The sequence below is a fragment of the Streptomyces sp. NPDC052225 genome (assembly GCF_040679615.1).
Taxonomy (GTDB): domain Bacteria; phylum Actinomycetota; class Actinomycetes; order Streptomycetales; family Streptomycetaceae; genus Streptomyces.
Map to the genome: position 1 here is coordinate 149,935 of NZ_JBFAVD010000013.1, position 18,129 is coordinate 168,063.

Consider the following 18,129-nt stretch of genomic DNA (forward strand, 5'->3'; position numbering starts at 1 on the left):
ATTTCGATACGCGGACGATATGTCCCTGCTCTTAGCATCGACGGCATGCGTGTGCTGATCGTCGAGGACGAGCTCTACATGGCGGAGGCCATCCGCGACGGACTGCGGCTCGAGGCCATCGCGGCCGACATCGCGGGCGACGGCGACACCGCCCTGGAGCTGCTGAGCGTGAACACGTACGACATCGCCGTCCTCGACCGCGACATCCCAGGACCTTCGGGGGACGAGATCGCCCGGCGCATCGTCGCCTCCGGCAGCGGGATGCCGATCCTCATGCTCACCGCGGCGGACCGCCTCGACGACAAGGCCACCGGGTTCGAACTCGGCGCCGACGACTACCTCACGAAACCCTTCGCGCTCCAGGAACTCGCGCTGCGGCTGCGCGCCCTCGACCGCCGGCGCGCCCACAGCAGACCACCCGTACGGGAGATCGCCGGGCTGCGCCTCGACCCGTTCCGCCGCGAGGTCTTCCGGGACGGCCGCTATGTGGCGCTGACCAGGAAGCAGTTCGCGGTTCTGGAAGTCCTCGTCGGCGCGGACGGCGGTGTCGTCAGCGCCGAGGAGCTTCTGGAGCGGGCGTGGGACGAGAACGCCGATCCGTTCACGAACGCCGTCCGCATCACGGTCTCGGCGCTGCGCAAGCGGCTCGGCGAGCCGTGGGTCATCGCGACCGTGCCGGGCGTCGGCTACCGCATCGAGGCACAGGAGGACGGCCGTGGCTGTCGTGGCTAGGGAACCGGGGCTGAGCGTCCGGCTCAGGCTCACGCTCAGCTACGCCGGGTTCCTCATGGTCGCGGGCGTCCTGCTGCTCGCGGCGATGTGGGCGTACCTGGTGCACTCCCTGCCGAACGTGACGGCCATCGCCGGAGGCACCCTCCTGGTCCGCGACGACCTGCTGCGTGACTTCGTGCCCGCGGCCGCCGCCGTCATGGGCTTCCTGCTGGTGTTCGGGCTCGTCGGCGGATGGTTGCTCGCCGGGCGGATGCTGGCCCCGCTCGACCGCATCGCGGAAGCCACCCGCACCGCCGCGAGCGGATCGCTCTCGCACCGGATCCGGATGCCGGGCAGGGACGACGAGTTCCGGGAGCTGGCCGACGCCTTCGACGCGATGCTCGCCCGGCTCGAAGCGCACGTCGAGGAGCAGCAGAGGTTCGCGGCGAACGCCTCGCACGAGCTGCGCACCCCCCTGGCGATCTCGAAGTCGCTCGTCGACGTGGCCCGCGCCGACCCCGACAGCGACATCCCCGAACTCCTCGACCGGCTCGCCGTCGTCAACACCCGGGCGATCGACCTCACCGAGGCGCTGCTCCTGCTCAGCCGCGCCGACCAGCGCTCCTTCACCCGCGAACGCGTCGACCTGTCGCTCCTCGCGGAGGAGGCCACCGAGACGCTCCTGCCCCTCGCGGAGAAGCACGGCATCACGCTCGAGACCTCCGGCGACATCGCCGTCACGACCGGCTCTCCGGCGCTCCTGCTGCAACTGACGACGAACCTCGTGCACAACGCGATCGTCCACAACCTGCCCGTCGGCGAGGGCGGTTCGGTGCGGGTGACGACGCAGGCCCGGCCGACGACGGTGCTGCTCACGGTCGAGAACACCGGCGAACACCTCGCCCCCGACCTGGTCGCCACCCTCACCGAACCTTTCCGGCGCGGCGCCGAACGCATCCACACCGACCAGGCGGGCGTCGGCCTCGGCCTCGCCATCGTCGAGCGCATCGCCCACGCCCACGACGGCACCCTCGCCCTCACCGCCCGCCCGACGGGCGGCCTCCGCGTCACGGTGGAACTGCCCGCTCGCGCTTAGTCGAGCTGCGTGCGCAGCCACTCCTCGACCTCGCCGACATGCGCGGCCGCCGCCGCCCGCGCCGCCTCCGGGTCGTGGGCGACGAGCGCGCGGTGGATGCGGGCGTGCTCGCGCCGGGTCCGCTCGAACGCGCCCTCCTCCTGGTAACCCCGCCACACGCGCGCCCGGAACGTCCGTGAGGACAGGCCCTCCAGGATCGCCGCCATCGTGTCGTTGCCCGCGGCGGCGACGATCGCCCGGTGGAACGCGAGGTCGTGGGAGAGGATCTCCTCCGGGTCGTCCGTGGCCTCCATCGCGATCAAGTGCTCCTCGACCTCGGCCAGTTGGGGTCGGGTGATCCGGGCAGCGGCCAGGGCCGTCGCCGTCGACTCCAGGATGCGGCGCACTTCGAGGAGTTCCACGAGCTGCTGCCCGCGCGAGAGGTCCGCGACGACCCCGAACGTCTCCAGGAGGTCACCGGCCTCCAACTGCGTGACGTAGATACCCGATCCGTGCCGCGCCTCCAGGACGCCGAGCACGGTCAGTGCCCGGATCGCCTCGCGCATCGAGGAGCGCGAGATGCCCAGCTGCACCGCCAGGTCCCGTTCCGTGGGGAGGCGTTGTCCCGGCTCCAGGCGGCCGCCGCCGATCATCGCCTTGATCTGCTCGATCGCCCGCTCCGTGACAGTGCCCTTCTGGGGGGCGGTCTGCTCCACGATGACGTCCTCCTACGGCCGGATGCGCCGCAGTCTAACCAGCAATGTGGTCAGACCACTATGGAGGTGGTCCGACCTTTCCGGGGTCTCTGAGGGTCTCAGAGGGGTAAAACCCAAGGGAATTTGGGCCCAGAGGGTGTTGGCGCACCGAAGTGGTCTGATAAATATCTCGGCGCGGCCGGTTCGGGACACGCAACACCCGGTCGCGGTCCCTGACTTCCGGAGCCGAGGAGCGGTCCGATGACTGGCACCACGAAGGGCACGAAGGGTACGAAGAGCGCGGAGGTCTCCAGGACTTCGAGAGCGGGAGCGCTGCGCGTCGCGGCCCTCCTGGGGTGCGCGGCCCTCGCCCTCAGCGCGTGCGGCAGCACGAAGGACGACAACGCGGGCTCCGCGGGCGGGGGAGGCGGCGACGGCAAGGGCAAGGTCGGCGTCATCCTGCCCCTGCTGACCTCGCCGTTCTGGCAGTCGTACAACGACTACGTGCCGAAAATGGCGACGTCCGAGGGCGTCGACGCGCTGAAGACGGTCAACTCCAACAGTGACCCCTCGCAGCAGATCACCGACATCAACAACCAGCTCAACCAGGGCGTGAAGGGCCTCGTCGTCGCGCCCCTCGACAGCGCCGCCATCGCCGCGGGCCTCGACCAGGCCGAACGCAAGGGCGTCCCCGTCGTCGCCGTGGACGTCGCGCCCGAGAAGGGCAAGGTCGCCATGGTCGTACGCGCCAACAACGTCGCGTACGGCGAGAAGGCCTGCGAGTACCTCGGCAAGCAGGTCAAGACCGGCAAGGTCGTGCAGATCATGGGCGACCTGGCCTCGGTCAACGGCCGTGAGCGCTCGAAGGCCTTCCGCGACTGCGTCAAGGAGAAGTACCCGAAGCTCAAGGTCCTGGAGATCCCCGCGAAGTGGGAGTCGGACACCGCCGCCTCCAAGCTGGACACCCTCCTCAACGCCAACCCCGACATCAAGGGCATCTACATGCAGGCGGGCGGCGTCTACCTGGCGCCGACCCTCCAGACCCTCAAGTCCAAGGGGATGCTGAAGAAGGCGGGCAGCGCCGGACACATCGCGATCGTCTCGAACGACGGCATCCCGCAGGAGTTCGAGGCCATCCGCAAGGGCCAGATCGACGCCACCGTCTCGCAGCCCGCCGACTCGTACGCCAAGTACGGGATGTACTACATCAAGGCGGCGATGCAGGGGAAGACGTTCAAGCCGGGTCCGACCGACCACGACTCGGAGATCGTCAAGCTGCCCAGCGGCATCCTCGAGGACCAGCTGCCCGCGCCGCTGGTCACCAAGGACAACGTCGACGACCCCAAGCTGTGGGGAAACACGGTCAAATGACGGTGACGACACCGCCGTTGGTCGAAGCCGACGGCATCGCCAAACGGTACGGGCCCTCGGTCGCCCTCGCCGACGGCCGCCTGACCGTGCGCGCGGGCGAGTCCCACGCGCTGGTCGGACGCAACGGCGCCGGAAAGTCCACCCTCGTCACCGTCCTGACGGGGCTTCAGGCACCGGACGCGGGCACGCTGCTCTTCGACGGCGCGCCCGCACCGGCCCTCGGCGACCGCGAGGCCTGGCGTTCCAAGGTCGCCTGCGTCTACCAGAAGCCCACCGTCGTACCGGAGTTGACGGTCGCCGAGAACCTCTTCATCAACAGGCAGCCCGGCGTGCGCCGCGGCTTCTTCAGCTGGAAGAGGCTCCATGCGGAGGCCGCGCAGCTCCTCGACACCTGGGACATCCGCGTCGACCCGGCCGCCCGCACCGCCGACCTCAAGGTCGAGGACCGTCAAATGGTCGAGATCGCACGGGCGTTGAGCGGCGGCGCCCGGTTCATCGTCCTCGACGAGCCGACCGCGCAGCTCGACAACAAGGAGATCGACCGGCTCTTCACGCGCATGCGGGCCCTCCAGGACTCCGGCGTGACCTTCCTGTTCATCTCGCACCACCTCCAGGAGGTGTACGAGGTCTGCCAGACGGTCACCGTGCTGCGCGACGCCCGCTGGATCACCACGGCTCCGGTCGCCGAACTGCCGCGCCCCGCCCTGGTGGAGGCCATGGCCGGCGAGGCGGTCGCTGAAGCGGCGGCGGCCGCCGCCGAGGCCGTCGTCGAGCAGGCCGCCGACGACCAGGCCGCCCCGGTCGTCCTCGACGTACGCGGGCTGAGCTCGGACACGTACCGGAACATCGACCTGTCCGTGCGCCGCGGCGAGGTCGTCGGTCTCGCCGGATCCAGCGGCAGCGGCAAGATCGCCCTCGCCGAGTCGCTCGCCGGACTGCACACGCCGACCGCCGGAACGGCTCAACTCGACGGCAGGCGGCTGCCGTTCGGCGATGTGTCGGCCGCGCTCGCCGCCGGTGTCGGGTGTGTGCCGCGCGACCGCCACGACCAGGGGCTCGTCACCGGCATGTCCATCGGCGACAACGCCACGATGACCGTCCTCGGCCGCCTCGGCCGGTACGGGTTCGTCGCCACCGAGCGCAAACGCGCCGTCGCCCGCGACCTCATCGACCGCCTCGACATCCACACCGAAGGCCCCGACCAGCCGGTCTCCGACCTCTCCGGCGGCAACGCGCAGAAGGTCGTCATGGCCCGCGCCCTCGCCTCCGACCCGCATCTGCTGATCCTCATCAACCCCACCGCCGGCGTCGACGTGAAGTCCAAGGAGTCGCTGCTGCGCCGCGTCGACCATGCCCGCGACGACGGCACCGCCGTGCTCGTCGTCTCCGACGAACTCGACGACCTGCGCCGCTGCGACCGCGTCCTCGTCCTCTTCCACGGCCGGGTCGTCGCCGAGCACGCGGCCGGCTGGTCGGACCACGACCTCATCGCCTCCATCGAGGGCGTTGAGGACGAGTGACCTCAAAGGAGCCCACCATGGCTGACACCAAGGCCCCGTCGGCCTCGACTCCGACCCGCACCCCACGGCCCGCCGCCCCGGCCGGCGCCGCGAAGAGCGTCCTGCTGCGCCGGGCGCGTGAACTCGCCCTCGTCCCCGCCCTGTTGCTGCTGATGATCCTCGGCGCGATCGTCAACGACTCCTTCCTCACCGAACGCAACCTGATCTCGATCCTCGGTGCCTCCGCCGCCCTCGCGATGGTCGTCCTCGCCGAGTCCCTCGTCCTGATCACCGGCAAGTTCGACCTGTCCCTCGAATCGGTCGTCGGCATCGCGCCGGCCGTCGGCGCCCTCCTCGTGCTCCCCGTCGCCCAGTCCGGCTGGGGCACCGAGTTCCCCGTCGCCCTCGCGCTGATCTCGATCCTCGTGGTGGGCGGCGTCATCGGCGCCTTCAACGGCATCCTCGTCGTGAAGTTCAAGCTCAACGCGTTCATCGTGACCCTGGCGATGCTCATCGTGCTGCGCGGCCTGCTCGTCGGCGCCACCAAGGGCAAGACGCTCTTCGGCATGCCGGACGCGTTCTTCTCCCTCGCCACCACCACGTTCCTGCGCATCCCGATGTCCGTGTGGCTGGCCGCCGTGGCGTTCGGCGTCGCCGGCGTGATCCTCAAGTACCACCGTGTGGGCCGCGCCCTGTACGCCATCGGCGGCAACGCCGACGCCGCGCGCGCCGCCGGCATCCGCGTCGAGCGCGTCATGCTCGGCGTGTTCGTCGTCGCCGGTGTCCTCGCGGCGGTCGGCGGCATCATGCAGACCGGCTACGTCGGCGCCATCAGCGCCAACCAGGGCAACAACATGATCTTCACGGTGTTCGCCGCGGCGGTCATCGGCGGCATCAGCCTCGACGGCGGCAAGGGCACCATGTCCGGTGCCCTCACCGGCGTCCTGCTGCTCGGCGTCGTACAGAACCTGCTCACCCTCGCCCAGGTGCCGTCCTTCTGGATCCAGGCCATTTACGGCGGAATCATCCTGCTCGCCCTGATGATCGCCCGCGTGACGACCGGCCGCGCCCAGGACTGAGCGCCCGCTTCGACGCCACCGCCCCGGCCGCCGCGACGGCCCCCGCCCGAAAGGCATCCCGTGACCCCGACCTCCGCGCCCCGTGTCACCGCGGTCGACACCTACGACATCCGGTTCCCCACCTCGCGGGAACTGGACGGCTCCGACGCCATGAACCCCGACCCCGACTACTCCGCCGCCTACGTGGTGCTGCGCACCGACGCCGCCGACGGACACGAGGGGCACGGCTTCACGTTCACGATCGGCCGCGGCAACGACGTCCAGGTCGCCGCGATCGACGCGTTGCGCCACCACGTCGTCGGCCGCCCGCTCGACGAGCTGTGCGCCGACCCGGGCAGTCTCAACCGCGACCTGGTGGGCGACAGCCAACTGCGGTGGCTCGGGCCCGAGAAGGGCGTGATGCACATGGCGATCGGCGCGGTCGTCAACGCGGTGTGGGACCTCGCCGCCAAGCGCGCCGACAAGCCCCTGTGGCGGCTGCTCGCCGACGCCGACCCCGAGTGGCTCGTCGCGCAGATCGACTTCCGCTACATCGCCGACGCGCTCAGCCCCCAAGAGGCCCTGGTCATGCTCCAGTCGGGCCGACACGGTGCCGCCGAGCGCACGGCCCGCCTCCTGGAGCGCGGCTACCCCGGCTACACGACGTCACCGGGCTGGCTCGGCTACTCCGACGAGAAGCTCACCCGCCTCGCCCGGCAGGCCGTCGCCGACGGCTTCACCCAGATCAAGCTGAAGGTCGGTGCCGACCTCGACGACGACATCCGCCGCTGCCGCACCGCCCGCGAGGTCATCGGCCCCGACATCCGGATGGCCATCGACGCCAACCAGCGCTGGAACGTCGACGAGGCGATCCGCTGGACGCGCGCGCTCGCCGAGTTCGACCCGTACTGGGTGGAGGAGCCCACCAGCCCCGACGACGTCCTCGGCCACGCCGCGATCCGCACCGCCGTGACCCCGGTCAAGGTCGCCACCGGCGAACACGTCCAGAACCGCATCATCTTCAAGCAGCTCCTCCAGGCCGGCGCGATCGACGTCCTCCAGATCGACGCGGCCCGCGTCGGCGGCGTCAACGAGAACCTCGCGATCCTGCTGCTCGCCGCCAAGTTCGGCGTCCCCGTCTGCCCGCACGCGGGCGGCGTCGGCCTGTGCGAACTGGTCCAGCACCTGTCGATGTTCGACTACGTCGCGCTGACCGGCACGACCGAGGACCGCGTCATCGAGTACGTCGACCATCTGCACGAGCACTTCCTCGCCCCGGTCGTCGTCCGCGACGGCCACTACACGGCCCCCGGGGCCCCCGGCTTCTCCGCCACCATGCGCCCGGAGTCGATCGCCGAATTCACCTACCCCGACGGGGAGTTCTGGGCCAAGGATCTCGCTGCCCCGCCCACCGACCGCACGCCCACGAACGGAGCCGCAGCATGAGCGACACCCTCCAGGACTTCGCCGGACTCAAGGCGCTCGTCACCGGCGGCGCCTCCGGCATCGGCCGCGCCACCGCCGACCTGCTCGCCGCGCGCGGCGCCGACGTCGCCGTCCTCGACCGCGACATCAGCGCCGTGGACAAGCCGCTGCGCGGATACGCGGCCGACGTCACGGACGACACCACGGTGCGGGCCGCCGTGGCGGCAGCGATCTCCGACCTCGGCGGCCTCGACGTCGTCGTCAACAACGCCGGCATCGGCGCGCAGGGCACCGTGGCCGACAACGACGACGCCGAATGGCACCGCGTCCTCGACGTCAACGTCATCGGCATGGTCCGCGTGACCCGCGCCGCCCTGCCCGCCCTGCGGGAATCGGAGCACGCCGCGATCGTGAACACCTGCTCCATCGCCGCCACCGCGGGCCTGCCGCAGCGCGCCCTGTACTCCGCGTCCAAGGGTGCCGTGTACTCCCTGACCCTCGCCATGGCCGCCGACCACGTCCGCGAGGGCATCCGCGTCAACTGCGTCAACCCCGGCACGGCCGACACCCCGTGGATCGGCCGGCTCCTCGACAAGGCCGACGACCCGGCCGCCGAACGCACCGCCCTCGAAGCCCGTCAGCCCACCGGGCGCCTCGTCTCCGCCGCCGAAGTCGCGGGCGCCGTCGCCTACTTGGCGAGCCCGCTGTCCGGCGCGACGACCGGCACCTCCCTCGCCGTCGACGGCGGCATGCAGGGGCTGCGCCTGCGGCCCGCGGGGCAGTGACCGGCATGCGTATCCGCACCCTCGGCCGCAGCGGCGCCCCCGTCACCGAACTCGGCTACGGCGCCGGCGGCATCGGCAACCTGTACACCCCGGTCCGCGACGACGAGGCGTACGACGCGCTCGACGCCGCCTGGGACGCGGGGATCCGCTACTTCGACACCGCCCCGCACTACGGCATCGGCCTGTCCGAACGCCGCGTCGGCGCGTTCCTGCGGACCAGGACCACCACCTCGTACACCCTCTCCACCAAGGTCGGGCGGCTTCTGGAGCCGTACGACGGCGGCGGTGACGACCTGGCCCACGGTTTCGCGGTGCCCGCCACACACCGTCGGGTCTGGGACTTCAGCGCCTCCGGGGTGCGCCGCTCGATCGAGGAGAGCCTCGGCCGCCTCGGCCTGGACCGCATCGACATCGCCTACCTCCACGACCCCGACGACCACGCCGAACAGGCCTTCGGCGAGGCGTACCCCGAGCTGGAACGGATGCGTGCCGAGGGCCTGGTGGACGCCATCGGCGCCGGGATGAACCAGGCCGGGATGCTCACCCGGTTCGTCCGCGACACCGACGTCGACGTCGTCCTGTGCGCGGGGCGCTACACCCTCCTCGACCAGCGGGCCCTGACCGCGCTGCTGCCCGCGGCCGCCCGACGCGGCGTGTCCGTCGTCATCGGCGGCGTCTTCAACTCCGGCCTGCTCGCCGACCCCCGCCAGGGCGCCACCTTCGACTACTCCCTCGCCTCGCCGAGCGCCGTCTCCCGCGCCCTGACGTGGAAGGCCCTCGCCGAGCGGCACGGCACCACGCTGCGCGCCGCCGCCCTCGCCTTCCCCTTCGGCCACCCGGCGGTGACGAGCGTCCTCGCGGGGGCGCGTTCGGTGGCCGAAGTCGCCGACACCGTACGGCAGTTCGCGACACCTGTGCCGGACGCGTTCTGGCAGGAGGCCCGTGAACACCACCTCCTGGCAGCCGACGTCCCCACCCCCGAACGGGAGAAGCCCGCGTGAGAGTCGCCCTGCACACCACGGTCCGCGCCGACCGCATCGCCGAGTACGAGGCCGCCCACCGCGAGGTCCCCGCCGAACTCGTCGCCGCCATCCGCGCGGCGGGCGCCACCCGGTGGACGATCTGGCGCAGCGGCACGGACCTCTTCCACGTCCTGGAATGCGAGGACTACGCGCGCATGCTCGCCGAACTCGACAAGCTCCCCGTCAACATCGCCTGGCAGGCCCGCATGGGCGAACTCCTCGACGTCACCCACGACTACTCGGCAGAGGGCGCCGACGCCGGGCTCCCCGTCGTCTGGGAGCTGCCATGACCGCGATCGTCGACGCCCACCACCACGTCTGGGACCTCTCCGTCCGCGACCAGGACTGGATCACCGGACCCGAACTCGCCCCGATACGCCGCGACTTCACCCTCGACGACCTCGCCCCCGACGCGCGCGCCGCGGGCGTCACGGCCACCGTCCTCGTGCAGACCGTGACCGTCGCCGAGGAGACCCCCGAGTTCCTCGCCCTCGCCGGGCGCAGCGACCTCGTCGCGGCCGTCGTCGGCTGGACCGACCTGACCCGCCCCGACGTGTCCGACACCCTCGCCGCCCTGCGCCGACTCCCGGGCGGCGAGCACCTGGTGGGCATCCGGCACCAGGTCCAGGGCGAGCCGGACCCGCGGTGGCTGCTCCGCCCCGACGTGCGCCGCGGCCTGACCGCCGTCGCCGACGCCGGACTCGTGTACGACCTCGTGGTCCTGCCGCACCAGCTCCCCGCCTGCGCCGAGGCGGCCGCACGCCACCCCGAACTCACCTTCGTCCTCGACCACGTGGGCAAGCCGCCGATCGCCACGGGGGAGCGGGATCCGTGGTCCGCGCACATACGAGCCCTCGCCGCGCTCCCGAACACGGTCTGCAAACTCTCCGGCATGGTCACCGAGGCCGACTGGCGGCACTGGAGCGCCGACACCCTGCGCCCGTACGCGGACACGGTCCTGGACGCCTTCGGGCCCGAGCGCCTGATGTTCGGCTCCGACTGGCCGGTGTGCACCCTCGCGGCGACATACGGCCAAGTCCTCGATACGGCGGTGGAGTTGGTGGGCGGCCTCGATCCCGATGTCTTCGCCGGTACCGCCCGGCGCGTCTACCTCAGCCGGGTCGGCGGCAGGAACTCCCGTACATAGGTCCGCTCCCACCACGCCCCCGTCGCCCGCAGCTCGCGCCACGTCGTGAAGCGGTAGCGGTACACGCGCGCCCGGATGTGCGCCGGCGGCGCGTCCGGGAACGGGCAGTGCCGCAGCAGCCGCAGCGTGTCCCGGTCGCCCTCCAGGAGTCGCTCCACGAACGGCTCGAACCACGAGCGCGCGTACGCGGGCGACAGCGCCGCGAACCACATCATCCAGTCGAGCCGCAGATGGTACGGCGCGAACTGCCGCGGCAGGCGCGAAGGATCGCCCGGCTTGCCCTTGAACTCGTAGGCCAGCCACGCCGATTCGCGCCGCGGCACCTCGTCCGCCGTGCCCTCGACCACGATCTCGTGCCGGACCCGGCCGACCGTGCCGAACGCCCCGTACGTGTTGACCAGGTGCAATGCGTCGTACGACCGGTTCATCGACTGGCGCCGCGAGAACAGATTGCGCACCGGCCGGTAGCTGAGCGCGGCGACAAGCACCGTCAGGGCCGCGACGAGGACCTCGTACCAGAGCGGGGCGGCGGGCAGCGCGGGCGGCGTACGCAGCGGCGACAGGTCCAGGGCCGGGACCGCGAGGACCACGGCGAGCCAGTTCAGCCACGCGAAGTTCCCCGACAGGATCAGCCACAGCTGCGTCACGATCATCAGCGCGGCCGCCGCCGACGCGACCGGCTGCGGTGTGAACAGCAGGAACGGCACGCCGAGTTGGGTCACATGGTTCGCCGCGGCCTCCACCTTGTGCAGCGGGCGCGGCAGACGGTGGAAGAACCAGCTCAGCGGTCCCGGCATCGGCTGCGTCTCGTGATGGAAGTACAGGCACGTCAGCTTCCGCCAGCACGCGTCGCCCCGCATCTTGATCAGACCCGCCCCGAACTCCAGGCGGAACAGCACCCAGCGCAGCAGGAAGAGCACCAGGACCGGCGGCGCCACCTCGTCGTTGCCGAGGAACACCGCGAGGAACCCGGTCTCCAGGAGCAGCGACTCCCAGCCGAAGCCGTACCAGGTCTGCCCCACGTTCACGATCGACAGATACAGGGCCCACGGCACCAGCCACAGCAGCATCGCGCCCCACAGCGGAAGCAGCCCGTCGGCCCCGGCGAGCAGCGCCCCCGCGACGACGGCGCCCGACCACGCACAGAGCGCGAAGAACCGGTCCGAGTAGTGCAGCCGGAACACCGTCGGCGCCCGCTGCCACGGCACCCGGGCCAGGAACCGCGGCACCGGCAGCATCCCGCGCGCGCCGATCAGCGGCCGGAACTGCACCGCCGCCCCGACGAACGCCACCAGGTACAGCGCCGCCAGGCCGCGCTGGAAGACCAGGCGGCTCAGCCAGTAGTCGGACGCCGTGAACCACTCCACCCCTCCAGTGTGTGCCCGCGACGCCACCACTTGCGGGGTCCGCCCGTCCGGTCCGCACTGGAAGGACAGACTGCCGGTGCCCAGGTGGGAGAACAGGTGCGCGCACGGACCAGGACCAGAACGTATGTCACCGCGCTCGGGATATCCGCGGCGCTGCTGCTCGCCGGATGCTCAGGCGGCGGCGACGAGAACGCTTCCGACAGCAAGGGCGAACTGTTCCTGCAACCCGTGGCGGCGCAGGGCCCCGACCCCTTCACCGAGTCCACCGCCACCGCGGAGGAAAGCCCGCCGCCCGTCACCCGAACGCCGCAACCGACCCCGACCGCTCCGCCGAGCGCACAGGGCGAACAGACGTACTCGGGCGAGACCCCCGGCCTCTACGGCGGCACCAAGTCCCTCGGCAGCTGCGACGTCGAGCGGCAGATCCGCTTCCTCACCGCCGACCAGGCCAAGGCCTCGGCGTTCGCGCAGGCCTCCGGCATCGACGCGGCCGACATCCCGGGTTTCCTGCGCGGCCTGACCTCCGTGGTCCTGCGCGTCGACACCCGCGTCACCAACCACGGCTACAGCGACGGGCACGCCACCACGTTCCAGTCCGTCCTCCAGTCCGGTACCGCCGTGATGGTCGACAGTCACGGCATGCCGCGCGTGCGCTGTGCCTGCGGCAACCCGCTCAAGCCGCCGGTCGCCTTCAAGAGCGCGCCGAGCCACCAGGGTCAGCCGTGGCGCGGCTACGAACCGACGAAGGTCGTCATCGTGGCCCCGTCGACGACGGTCATCCAGAACATCACGATCATCAACGTCGTCAACAACACCTGGATCGAGCGGCCGATCGGCGACAACGGCCACACGGACCGCACCGTGCCGCCGCCCACCCCGACCCCGACGCCGACGCAGCCGAGCCCCGACCCGGACTCGTCCTCGTCCTCGCCGTCCCCCGACGGCTCCTCGACGTCACCGGCGCCCAGCGACTCCGACAGCGACACCGCGAGCCCGGACGACGCCACCAGTACCGCCTGTCCCACGGCCACGGCGACGCCCACCGGCACCCCGACGGGCACTCCCTCGCCCTGGCCGTCCGGCTGCCCGACACCGACGTCCACGCAGACCCTGCCCCCGGACGCGCCGACCTCACCGGACACGGGTACCGATCCCGGTACCGACTCCCCGGACGGCACCGACGGCACTGACGGCACCGACAACCCCGGCACCGAGGAGTCCGGCCCCCAGACCGTCCCCGACAGCCCCGACCAGCCCGACGGCGGCGGACTGATCCCCGACGCCACGGACGACACGCCCTCCTTCGACGAGGACGGACCGGCGAGCTGACCGAGTGCGAGGCCCCCGCCCTGCGCCTAGCGTGGCCCTATGGACGCGGGTAGCGGGGGCGGCGAGGAGCCCGGCGATTCCCCGGGCGGGGAGCGCCCGGAGGACTCCTCGCGCGGATTTCTGGAGGAGTACGGGCGGGGCCTGCGCATGGGCAGCTTCGAGTGGGACCTCGACTCGGGCCTGATGCACATGGACGCGCAGGCCCACGCCGTCTTCGACGTCACGCCCGAGGAGTACGACGGCCGCCCCGAGACGCTCTCGCTGCGCGTCCCGCCCGCCGAGGGCGTCCGGCTCGACGGCCTCGTCTCCCAGGCCCTCAAGAACGGCGACGAGAACTACGGCGCCTACTTCCGCATCCGCACCCGCGAGGGCCACCTGCGCTGGACCCACACCCGCGGTTACATCCGCCGCGACGAGCGCGGCCGCCCGTACCGCATCGCCGGCATCGTGCGCGACGCCACCGACGAACTCAACGACGCCACCGTGCAGCACGAGCGCGCCGCCCGCGAGGCCGTCCGGCGCCGCGAGACCAGCGTCGTGCAGAGCACCACCGCCGCCCTCGCGCACGCCCGCACCGTCAAGGAGGTCATCGACGTCCTGCGCGAGACGCACGGCATCGAGCACCTCGGCGCGACCAGCTTCGTCATGGGCCTGGTCAGGGCGGGCCGCATCCACCTGGTCGCCGAGGGCCCCTCCGGCAGTTTCGTGCCCGGCACGCACGTCACCCGCGTCGACGACCCGTACCCGATGAGCGAGGTCGTGCGCACGCTCACGCCACGCTTCATCGAGTCGCCGGAGGACTTCGCCCGCTCGTACCCGCTGCTGTGGCCGCACATCACCCACCTCGGCATCCGCTCGGCCGCCTACCTGCCGCTCATCGCGCAGGCCCGGCCCATCGGCTCCGTCGGCCTGCTCTACCACGACCGCAAGGGCTTCACGCAGTCCGAGCGCAACGTCCTCGTCGCCCTCGGCAGCAGCATCGCGCAGAGCCTCCAGCGCGCCATGTTCTACGAGCAGGAGAAGGACCTCGCCCAGGGCCTCCAGCAGGCCATGCTGCCGCGCACCATCCCGGACGTGCCCGGCGCCGACATCGCCGTCCGCTACCGCGCCGCCTCCGGCCAGTCCGCAGGACGCGACATCGGCGGCGACTGGTACGACGTGATCCCGCTGCCCGGCGGCCGCGTCGGCGCCGTCATCGGCGACGTCCAGGGCCACGACACGCACGCCGCCGCCGTCATGGGGCAGCTGCGCATCGTGCTGCGCGCCTACGCGGCCGAGGGCCACACCCCCGCGACCGTCATGGCCCGCGCCTCCGTCTTCCTCCACGAACTCGACACCGAACGCTTCGCGACCTGCCTGTACGCGGAGGCCGACCTGTCGACCGGCGTCGTCCAGCTCGTCCGCGCCGGACACCTCGACCCGCTGCTGCGCCGCACCGACGGCACCTGCCGCAAGGTGCCCGTCGACGGCGGCCTGCCGCTCGGCCTGTCCGCCGAGTTCGGACGCCTCGAATACCCCGTGACCACTGTCGAACTCGACCCGGGCGAGACCCTGTTGCTGTGCACCGACGGTCTCGTCGAACAGCCCGGCACCGACCTCGACGACGGGTTGCACGCCCTCACCGCGATGATCGGCAGCGGCCCCGCCGACGTGGACCGGCTCGCCGACAAGCTGTGCGCGTCGGTCGACGAACGCGGCGGCGAGGACGACGTGGCGCTCCTGCTGCTGCGCCGCCGCGGCGCGGGCGCCACGCAGAGCGGCGGCCGCCTCACCGAACACGTACCGCCCGGCGACCCCGACGCGCTCGCGGCGGCCCGTCACATGATCCGCGCCGCCGTGCGCGCCTGGGGCGCCCGCGAACGCGCCGACGAGATCGAGCTGATCGCCGACGAGCTGATCACCAACGCCCTCATGCACACCGACGGCCCCGCCGTCGTGACGCTGCGCGTGCTGACCGGCACCGACCGAAGACTGCGGGTCGACGTGGAGGACACCTCCAGCGCCCTGCCGCGCCGCCGCGAAGCCGGCGAGTCCGGCGTCTCGGGCCGCGGCCTGCTCCTCGTCGACCGGATCGCCGACGTGTGGGGCGTGGAGGCGCGGGGTGGCGGCAAGTGCGTCTGGTGCGAGTTCGTCGTCCCCGCACGCGAGTGAGAGGCTGGAGCGTATGCCCGAACTGCCCGAAGTGGCGGCGCTCAGGGACTTCCTCACCGAGCACCTGGTGGGGCGCGAGATCGTCCGTGTGCTGCCCGTCGCGATCAGCGTCATGAAGACGTACGACCCTCCGCTCACCGCCCTCGAAGGCCGGACCGTCACCGCCGTCGCGCGGCACGGAAAGTTCCTCGACATCGACGCGGACGGCCTGCACCTCGTCACGCACCTGGCCCGCGCGGGCTGGCTGCACTGGAAGGACCGCCTCCCCGACGGCCCGCCCAAACCCGGCAAGGGCCCGCTCGCCCTGCGCGTCGCACTCGCGACCGGCGAGGGCTTCGACCTCACCGAAGCCGGTACGACGAAGAAGCTCGCCGTCTACGTCGTCCACGACCCCGGCGACGTTCCCGGCGTCGCCCGCCTCGGTCCCGATCCGCTCGCCGACGACTTCGACGAGGCCGCGTTCGCGAAGCTCCTCGCGGGGGAGCGGCGGCAGCTCAAGGGCGCCCTGCGCGACCAGTCGCTGATCGCCGGGATCGGCAACGCCTACAGCGACGAGATCCTGCACGCCGCCCGCATGTCCCCGTTCAAGCGGGTCCCGACCCTGACGCCCGACGACGTCCACACCCTCTACGAGGCGCTGCGCACCACCCTCACCGGCGCTGTCGAGCGCTCGCGCGGTGTCGCCGCCGGACGCCTCAAGGCCGAGAAGAAGAGCGGGCTGCGCGTGCACGGACGTACCGGCGAAGCCTGTCCGGTCTGCGGGGACACGATCCGCGAGGTCAGCTTCGCCGACAGCTCGCTCCAGTACTGCCCGACCTGCCAGACCGGCGGCAAGCCGCTGGCGGACCGGCGTATGTCACGCCTGCTGAAGTAGCCCGCCCGCCGTCACCGCACCGGCAGCGTGAGCAACCGCTGCCCGCCGACCGCCCGTACCTCGAACCGCGCGATCTCACCGGGCCGCGCCGCCGCCCCGCCGTCGATCGAGACCCGCCCCTCACGCCCACCGTCCACCGACCACGTCGCGACCGGCTGCTCGGACCCGTCCCGGCCCACCGCGACCAGCTCGCACACCCGGGGCCCGCCCGGATCGCGCACGTCGAGGCCCACGTCCGTGCCCCACGCCCGCGCGTCGGCGGTCAGCGTCGCGGCCACCCCGGACCTGGCGTCCCGCCCGCGCAGCGTCAGGTCCGCCGCGTCCCCCGTCCCCGCGCCGGACAGCATCGCCGCGCCCTGCCCCGCGATCGCGAGCAGCAGCGCCACCGCGACGCCCGCGCCCCACCACCGGCGCCGCGCCGCCCGGTGCAGCACGCCGAGCCGGTCCACCGCACGGTCGACGAGCGCGGGCGCGGGCGGCCGCGCGAACAGGTCGACGTGCGGCGGAGTCGCCCGCGCGTACACGCCCAACAGCTGTGTCGCGGGCCGCACTTCACCGACGTACCGCGCGCACGCCGCGCACTCGACGAGATGGTCCTCGAAGCGGAACCGGTCCGCCGTGTCGAGGACCCCCAGCGCGTACGCACCCGCGTCGCGATGCCGTTCCAGGGACCTCATGTGTTCCTCCTGCTCTCTGAGAGCCTGCCTTTGAACCCCCGCCTGCGCAGCGGCGTTCGGTGCGTGCGCCCTCCGGGCGGACGACGGGGGTTCATAGGCAGGCTCTCCCGGGTACGCAAGAGGCAGGCGATTCATTCAAGCGACCGCGCGATTACACTCCGGCGCATGCTGCGCGTACTGGCCGTCGACGACGAGGAACCCGCCCTCGCCGAACTCCTCTACCTCCTGCGCGCCGACCCGCGCGTGCGCACCGCCGAAGGAGCCACCGACGCCAACGAGGCGCTGCGCCGCATCGGCCGCGCCCTGGAGGAGGGGCCCGGCGGCGACGGCGCCATCGACGTGCTGTTCCTCGACATCCAGATGGCGGGCCTCACCGGGCTCGACGTCGCCCGGCTGCTCGCGGGCTTCGCCCGGCCGCCGCTCGTCGTCTTCGTCACCGCCCACGAGGACTTCGCCGTCCAGGCCTTCGAGCTCAAGGCCGTCGACTACCTCCTCAAGCCCGTACGCCGCGAACGCCTCGCCGAGGCCGTGCGCCGCGTCGCCGAACGCGCGGCCGTCGCCCCGCCGCCCACCGCCGTCGCCGACCGGATACCCGTCGAACTCGGCGGCGTCACCCGCCTCGTGGCCGTCTCCGACATCACGTACGCCGAGGCGCAGGGCGACTACGCGCGCCTGCACACCGCCGACGGCACCAGCCATCTCGTGCGCATCCCGCTCACCACCCTGGAGGAGCGCTGGCAGGCGCTCGGGTTCGTGCGGGTCCACCGCAGCCACCTCGTCTCCCTGCACCGCATCGACGAACTGCGGCTCGACGGCGGCGGGATGACCGTCCGCGTCGGCGCCGCCGAGATCGCCGTCAGCCGCCGCCACGCCAGCCGCGTGCGCGAACTCCTCATGCGCAGGGCCACCGGCTGATCAGCCCCTTCCTTCGGGCGTCCCGGCC

At 72.1% G+C, this 18,129-nt stretch carries 17 protein-coding genes; 14 read left to right on the forward strand and 3 right to left on the reverse strand.

Going from position 1 to position 18,129, the window contains the following annotated elements; all coding sequences use genetic code 11:
- Nucleotides 1-45: 45 nt before the first annotated feature.
- Together AB0L37_RS20690 and AB0L37_RS20695 are read left to right on the forward strand one after the other, a co-directional pair.
- Nucleotides 46-732 (forward strand): response regulator transcription factor, encoded by a 687-nt coding sequence (locus tag AB0L37_RS20690; protein ID WP_365507160.1) that lies wholly within the window; start codon nucleotides 46-48, stop codon nucleotides 730-732.
- Nucleotides 725-1,807 (forward strand): HAMP domain-containing sensor histidine kinase, encoded by a 1,083-nt coding sequence (locus tag AB0L37_RS20695; protein WP_365507352.1) that lies wholly within the window; start codon nucleotides 725-727, stop codon nucleotides 1,805-1,807. Before AB0L37_RS20690 ends, AB0L37_RS20695 begins: the two co-directional genes overlap by 8 nt.
- Here AB0L37_RS20695 and AB0L37_RS20700 read toward each other — a convergent pair.
- On the reverse strand, nucleotides 1,804-2,502 hold the full coding sequence (locus AB0L37_RS20700; RefSeq protein ID WP_365507162.1) for a FadR/GntR family transcriptional regulator: 699 nt from the start codon (nucleotides 2,500-2,502) through the stop codon (nucleotides 1,804-1,806). The genes AB0L37_RS20695 and AB0L37_RS20700 overlap by 4 nt on opposite strands.
- Before the next feature lie 240 nt (nucleotides 2,503-2,742).
- Here AB0L37_RS20700 and AB0L37_RS20705 point away from each other — a divergent pair, with 240 nt between their 5' ends.
- From AB0L37_RS20705 to AB0L37_RS20740, 8 genes are read left to right on the forward strand one after another with little or no spacing between them, the layout of a single operon-like run.
- Nucleotides 2,743-3,852 carry a sugar ABC transporter substrate-binding protein gene (locus tag AB0L37_RS20705; protein WP_365507165.1) on the forward strand — a complete coding sequence of 370 codons (1,110 nt, stop codon included), beginning with the start codon at nucleotides 2,743-2,745 and terminating at the stop codon, nucleotides 3,850-3,852.
- The gene (locus AB0L37_RS20710; protein ID WP_365507168.1) at nucleotides 3,849-5,372 is read left to right on the forward strand and encodes a sugar ABC transporter ATP-binding protein; all 1,524 of its coding nucleotides are present in this window, start codon (nucleotides 3,849-3,851) and stop codon (nucleotides 5,370-5,372) included. The genes AB0L37_RS20705 and AB0L37_RS20710 overlap by 4 nt, the downstream gene beginning before the upstream one ends.
- A 17-nt stretch (nucleotides 5,373-5,389) precedes the next feature.
- Nucleotides 5,390-6,430: an ABC transporter permease gene (locus AB0L37_RS20715; protein WP_365507170.1), complete on the forward strand. Its 1,041-nt coding sequence runs from the start codon at nucleotides 5,390-5,392 to the stop codon at nucleotides 6,428-6,430.
- A 60-nt stretch (nucleotides 6,431-6,490) separates the two neighbouring features.
- Entirely contained in the window at nucleotides 6,491-7,855 is a 1,365-nt protein-coding gene (locus tag AB0L37_RS20720; RefSeq protein ID WP_365507172.1) for an L-fuconate dehydratase, read from the forward strand.
- Nucleotides 7,852-8,619, forward strand: a complete 768-nt coding sequence (locus AB0L37_RS20725) for an SDR family oxidoreductase (RefSeq protein WP_365507175.1) — start codon at nucleotides 7,852-7,854, stop codon at nucleotides 8,617-8,619. The genes AB0L37_RS20720 and AB0L37_RS20725 overlap by 4 nt, the downstream gene beginning before the upstream one ends.
- 11 nt (nucleotides 8,620-8,630) lie before the next feature.
- Nucleotides 8,631-9,620, forward strand: coding sequence for an aldo/keto reductase (locus AB0L37_RS20730; protein ID WP_365507355.1), 990 nt, complete (start codon nucleotides 8,631-8,633; stop codon nucleotides 9,618-9,620).
- A complete protein-coding gene (locus tag AB0L37_RS20735; RefSeq protein ID WP_365507178.1) occupies nucleotides 9,617-9,931 on the forward strand; it encodes an L-rhamnose mutarotase in 315 nt (104 codons plus the stop codon). The genes AB0L37_RS20730 and AB0L37_RS20735 overlap by 4 nt, the downstream gene beginning before the upstream one ends.
- Nucleotides 9,928-10,788 carry an amidohydrolase family protein gene (locus tag AB0L37_RS20740; RefSeq protein ID WP_365507181.1) on the forward strand — a complete coding sequence of 287 codons (861 nt, stop codon included), beginning with the start codon at nucleotides 9,928-9,930 and terminating at the stop codon, nucleotides 10,786-10,788. Before AB0L37_RS20735 ends, AB0L37_RS20740 begins: the two co-directional genes overlap by 4 nt.
- On the opposite strand, the gene AB0L37_RS20745 is transcribed toward AB0L37_RS20740, so the two are convergent.
- The gene (locus AB0L37_RS20745) at nucleotides 10,749-12,155 is read right to left on the reverse strand and encodes a lipase maturation factor family protein (RefSeq protein ID WP_365507184.1); all 1,407 of its coding nucleotides are present in this window, start codon (nucleotides 12,153-12,155) and stop codon (nucleotides 10,749-10,751) included. The genes AB0L37_RS20740 and AB0L37_RS20745 overlap by 40 nt on opposite strands.
- Nucleotides 12,156-12,251: 96 nt before the next feature.
- On the opposite strand from AB0L37_RS20745, the gene AB0L37_RS20750 reads away from it, so the two are divergent.
- Genes AB0L37_RS20750 through AB0L37_RS20760 form a run of 3 tightly spaced genes read left to right on the forward strand, consistent with a single transcriptional unit; the run spans nucleotide 12,252 to nucleotide 16,509 of the window.
- Nucleotides 12,252-13,484, forward strand: a complete 1,233-nt coding sequence (locus AB0L37_RS20750) for a DUF6777 domain-containing protein (protein ID WP_365507187.1) — start codon at nucleotides 12,252-12,254, stop codon at nucleotides 13,482-13,484.
- Between the two features lie 39 nt (nucleotides 13,485-13,523).
- Nucleotides 13,524-15,635 (forward strand): SpoIIE family protein phosphatase, encoded by a 2,112-nt coding sequence (locus AB0L37_RS20755; protein WP_365507188.1) that lies wholly within the window; start codon nucleotides 13,524-13,526, stop codon nucleotides 15,633-15,635.
- Nucleotides 15,636-15,648: 13 nt separating this feature from the next.
- Nucleotides 15,649-16,509 (forward strand): DNA-formamidopyrimidine glycosylase family protein, encoded by an 861-nt coding sequence (locus tag AB0L37_RS20760; RefSeq protein WP_365507191.1) that lies wholly within the window; start codon nucleotides 15,649-15,651, stop codon nucleotides 16,507-16,509.
- Between the two features lie 11 nt (nucleotides 16,510-16,520).
- On the opposite strand, the gene AB0L37_RS20765 is transcribed toward AB0L37_RS20760, so the two are convergent.
- Nucleotides 16,521-17,186: a zf-HC2 domain-containing protein gene (locus tag AB0L37_RS20765; protein ID WP_365507194.1), complete on the reverse strand. Its 666-nt coding sequence runs from the start codon at nucleotides 17,184-17,186 to the stop codon at nucleotides 16,521-16,523.
- 165 nt (nucleotides 17,187-17,351) lie between these two features.
- On the opposite strand from AB0L37_RS20765, the gene AB0L37_RS20770 reads away from it, so the two are divergent.
- Nucleotides 17,352-18,101 (forward strand): LytTR family DNA-binding domain-containing protein, encoded by a 750-nt coding sequence (locus tag AB0L37_RS20770; protein ID WP_365507197.1) that lies wholly within the window; start codon nucleotides 17,352-17,354, stop codon nucleotides 18,099-18,101.
- Nucleotides 18,102-18,129 lie beyond the last annotated feature (28 nt).

What these genes read in the sequence shown, in the direction of transcription:
- AB0L37_RS20690 (WP_365507160.1), top strand. Translation starts at nt 46, where the DNA reads ATGCGTGTGCTGATCGTCGAGGACGAGCTCTACATGGCGGAGGCCATC.
- AB0L37_RS20705 (WP_365507165.1), top strand. Translation starts at nt 2,743, where the DNA reads ATGACTGGCACCACGAAGGGCACGAAGGGTACGAAGAGCGCGGAGGTC.
- AB0L37_RS20710 (WP_365507168.1), top strand. Translation starts at nt 3,849, where the DNA reads ATGACGGTGACGACACCGCCGTTGGTCGAAGCCGACGGCATCGCCAAA.
- AB0L37_RS20715 (WP_365507170.1), top strand. Translation starts at nt 5,390, where the DNA reads ATGGCTGACACCAAGGCCCCGTCGGCCTCGACTCCGACCCGCACCCCA.
- AB0L37_RS20725 (WP_365507175.1), top strand. Translation starts at nt 7,852, where the DNA reads ATGAGCGACACCCTCCAGGACTTCGCCGGACTCAAGGCGCTCGTCACC.
- AB0L37_RS20740 (WP_365507181.1), top strand. Translation starts at nt 9,928, where the DNA reads ATGACCGCGATCGTCGACGCCCACCACCACGTCTGGGACCTCTCCGTC.
- AB0L37_RS20755 (WP_365507188.1), top strand. Translation starts at nt 13,524, where the DNA reads ATGGACGCGGGTAGCGGGGGCGGCGAGGAGCCCGGCGATTCCCCGGGC.
- AB0L37_RS20760 (WP_365507191.1), top strand. Translation starts at nt 15,649, where the DNA reads ATGCCCGAACTGCCCGAAGTGGCGGCGCTCAGGGACTTCCTCACCGAG.
- AB0L37_RS20765 (WP_365507194.1), bottom strand. Translation starts at nt 17,186, where the DNA reads ATGAGGTCCCTGGAACGGCATCGCGACGCGGGTGCGTACGCGCTGGGG.
- AB0L37_RS20770 (WP_365507197.1), top strand. Translation starts at nt 17,352, where the DNA reads ATGCTGCGCGTACTGGCCGTCGACGACGAGGAACCCGCCCTCGCCGAA.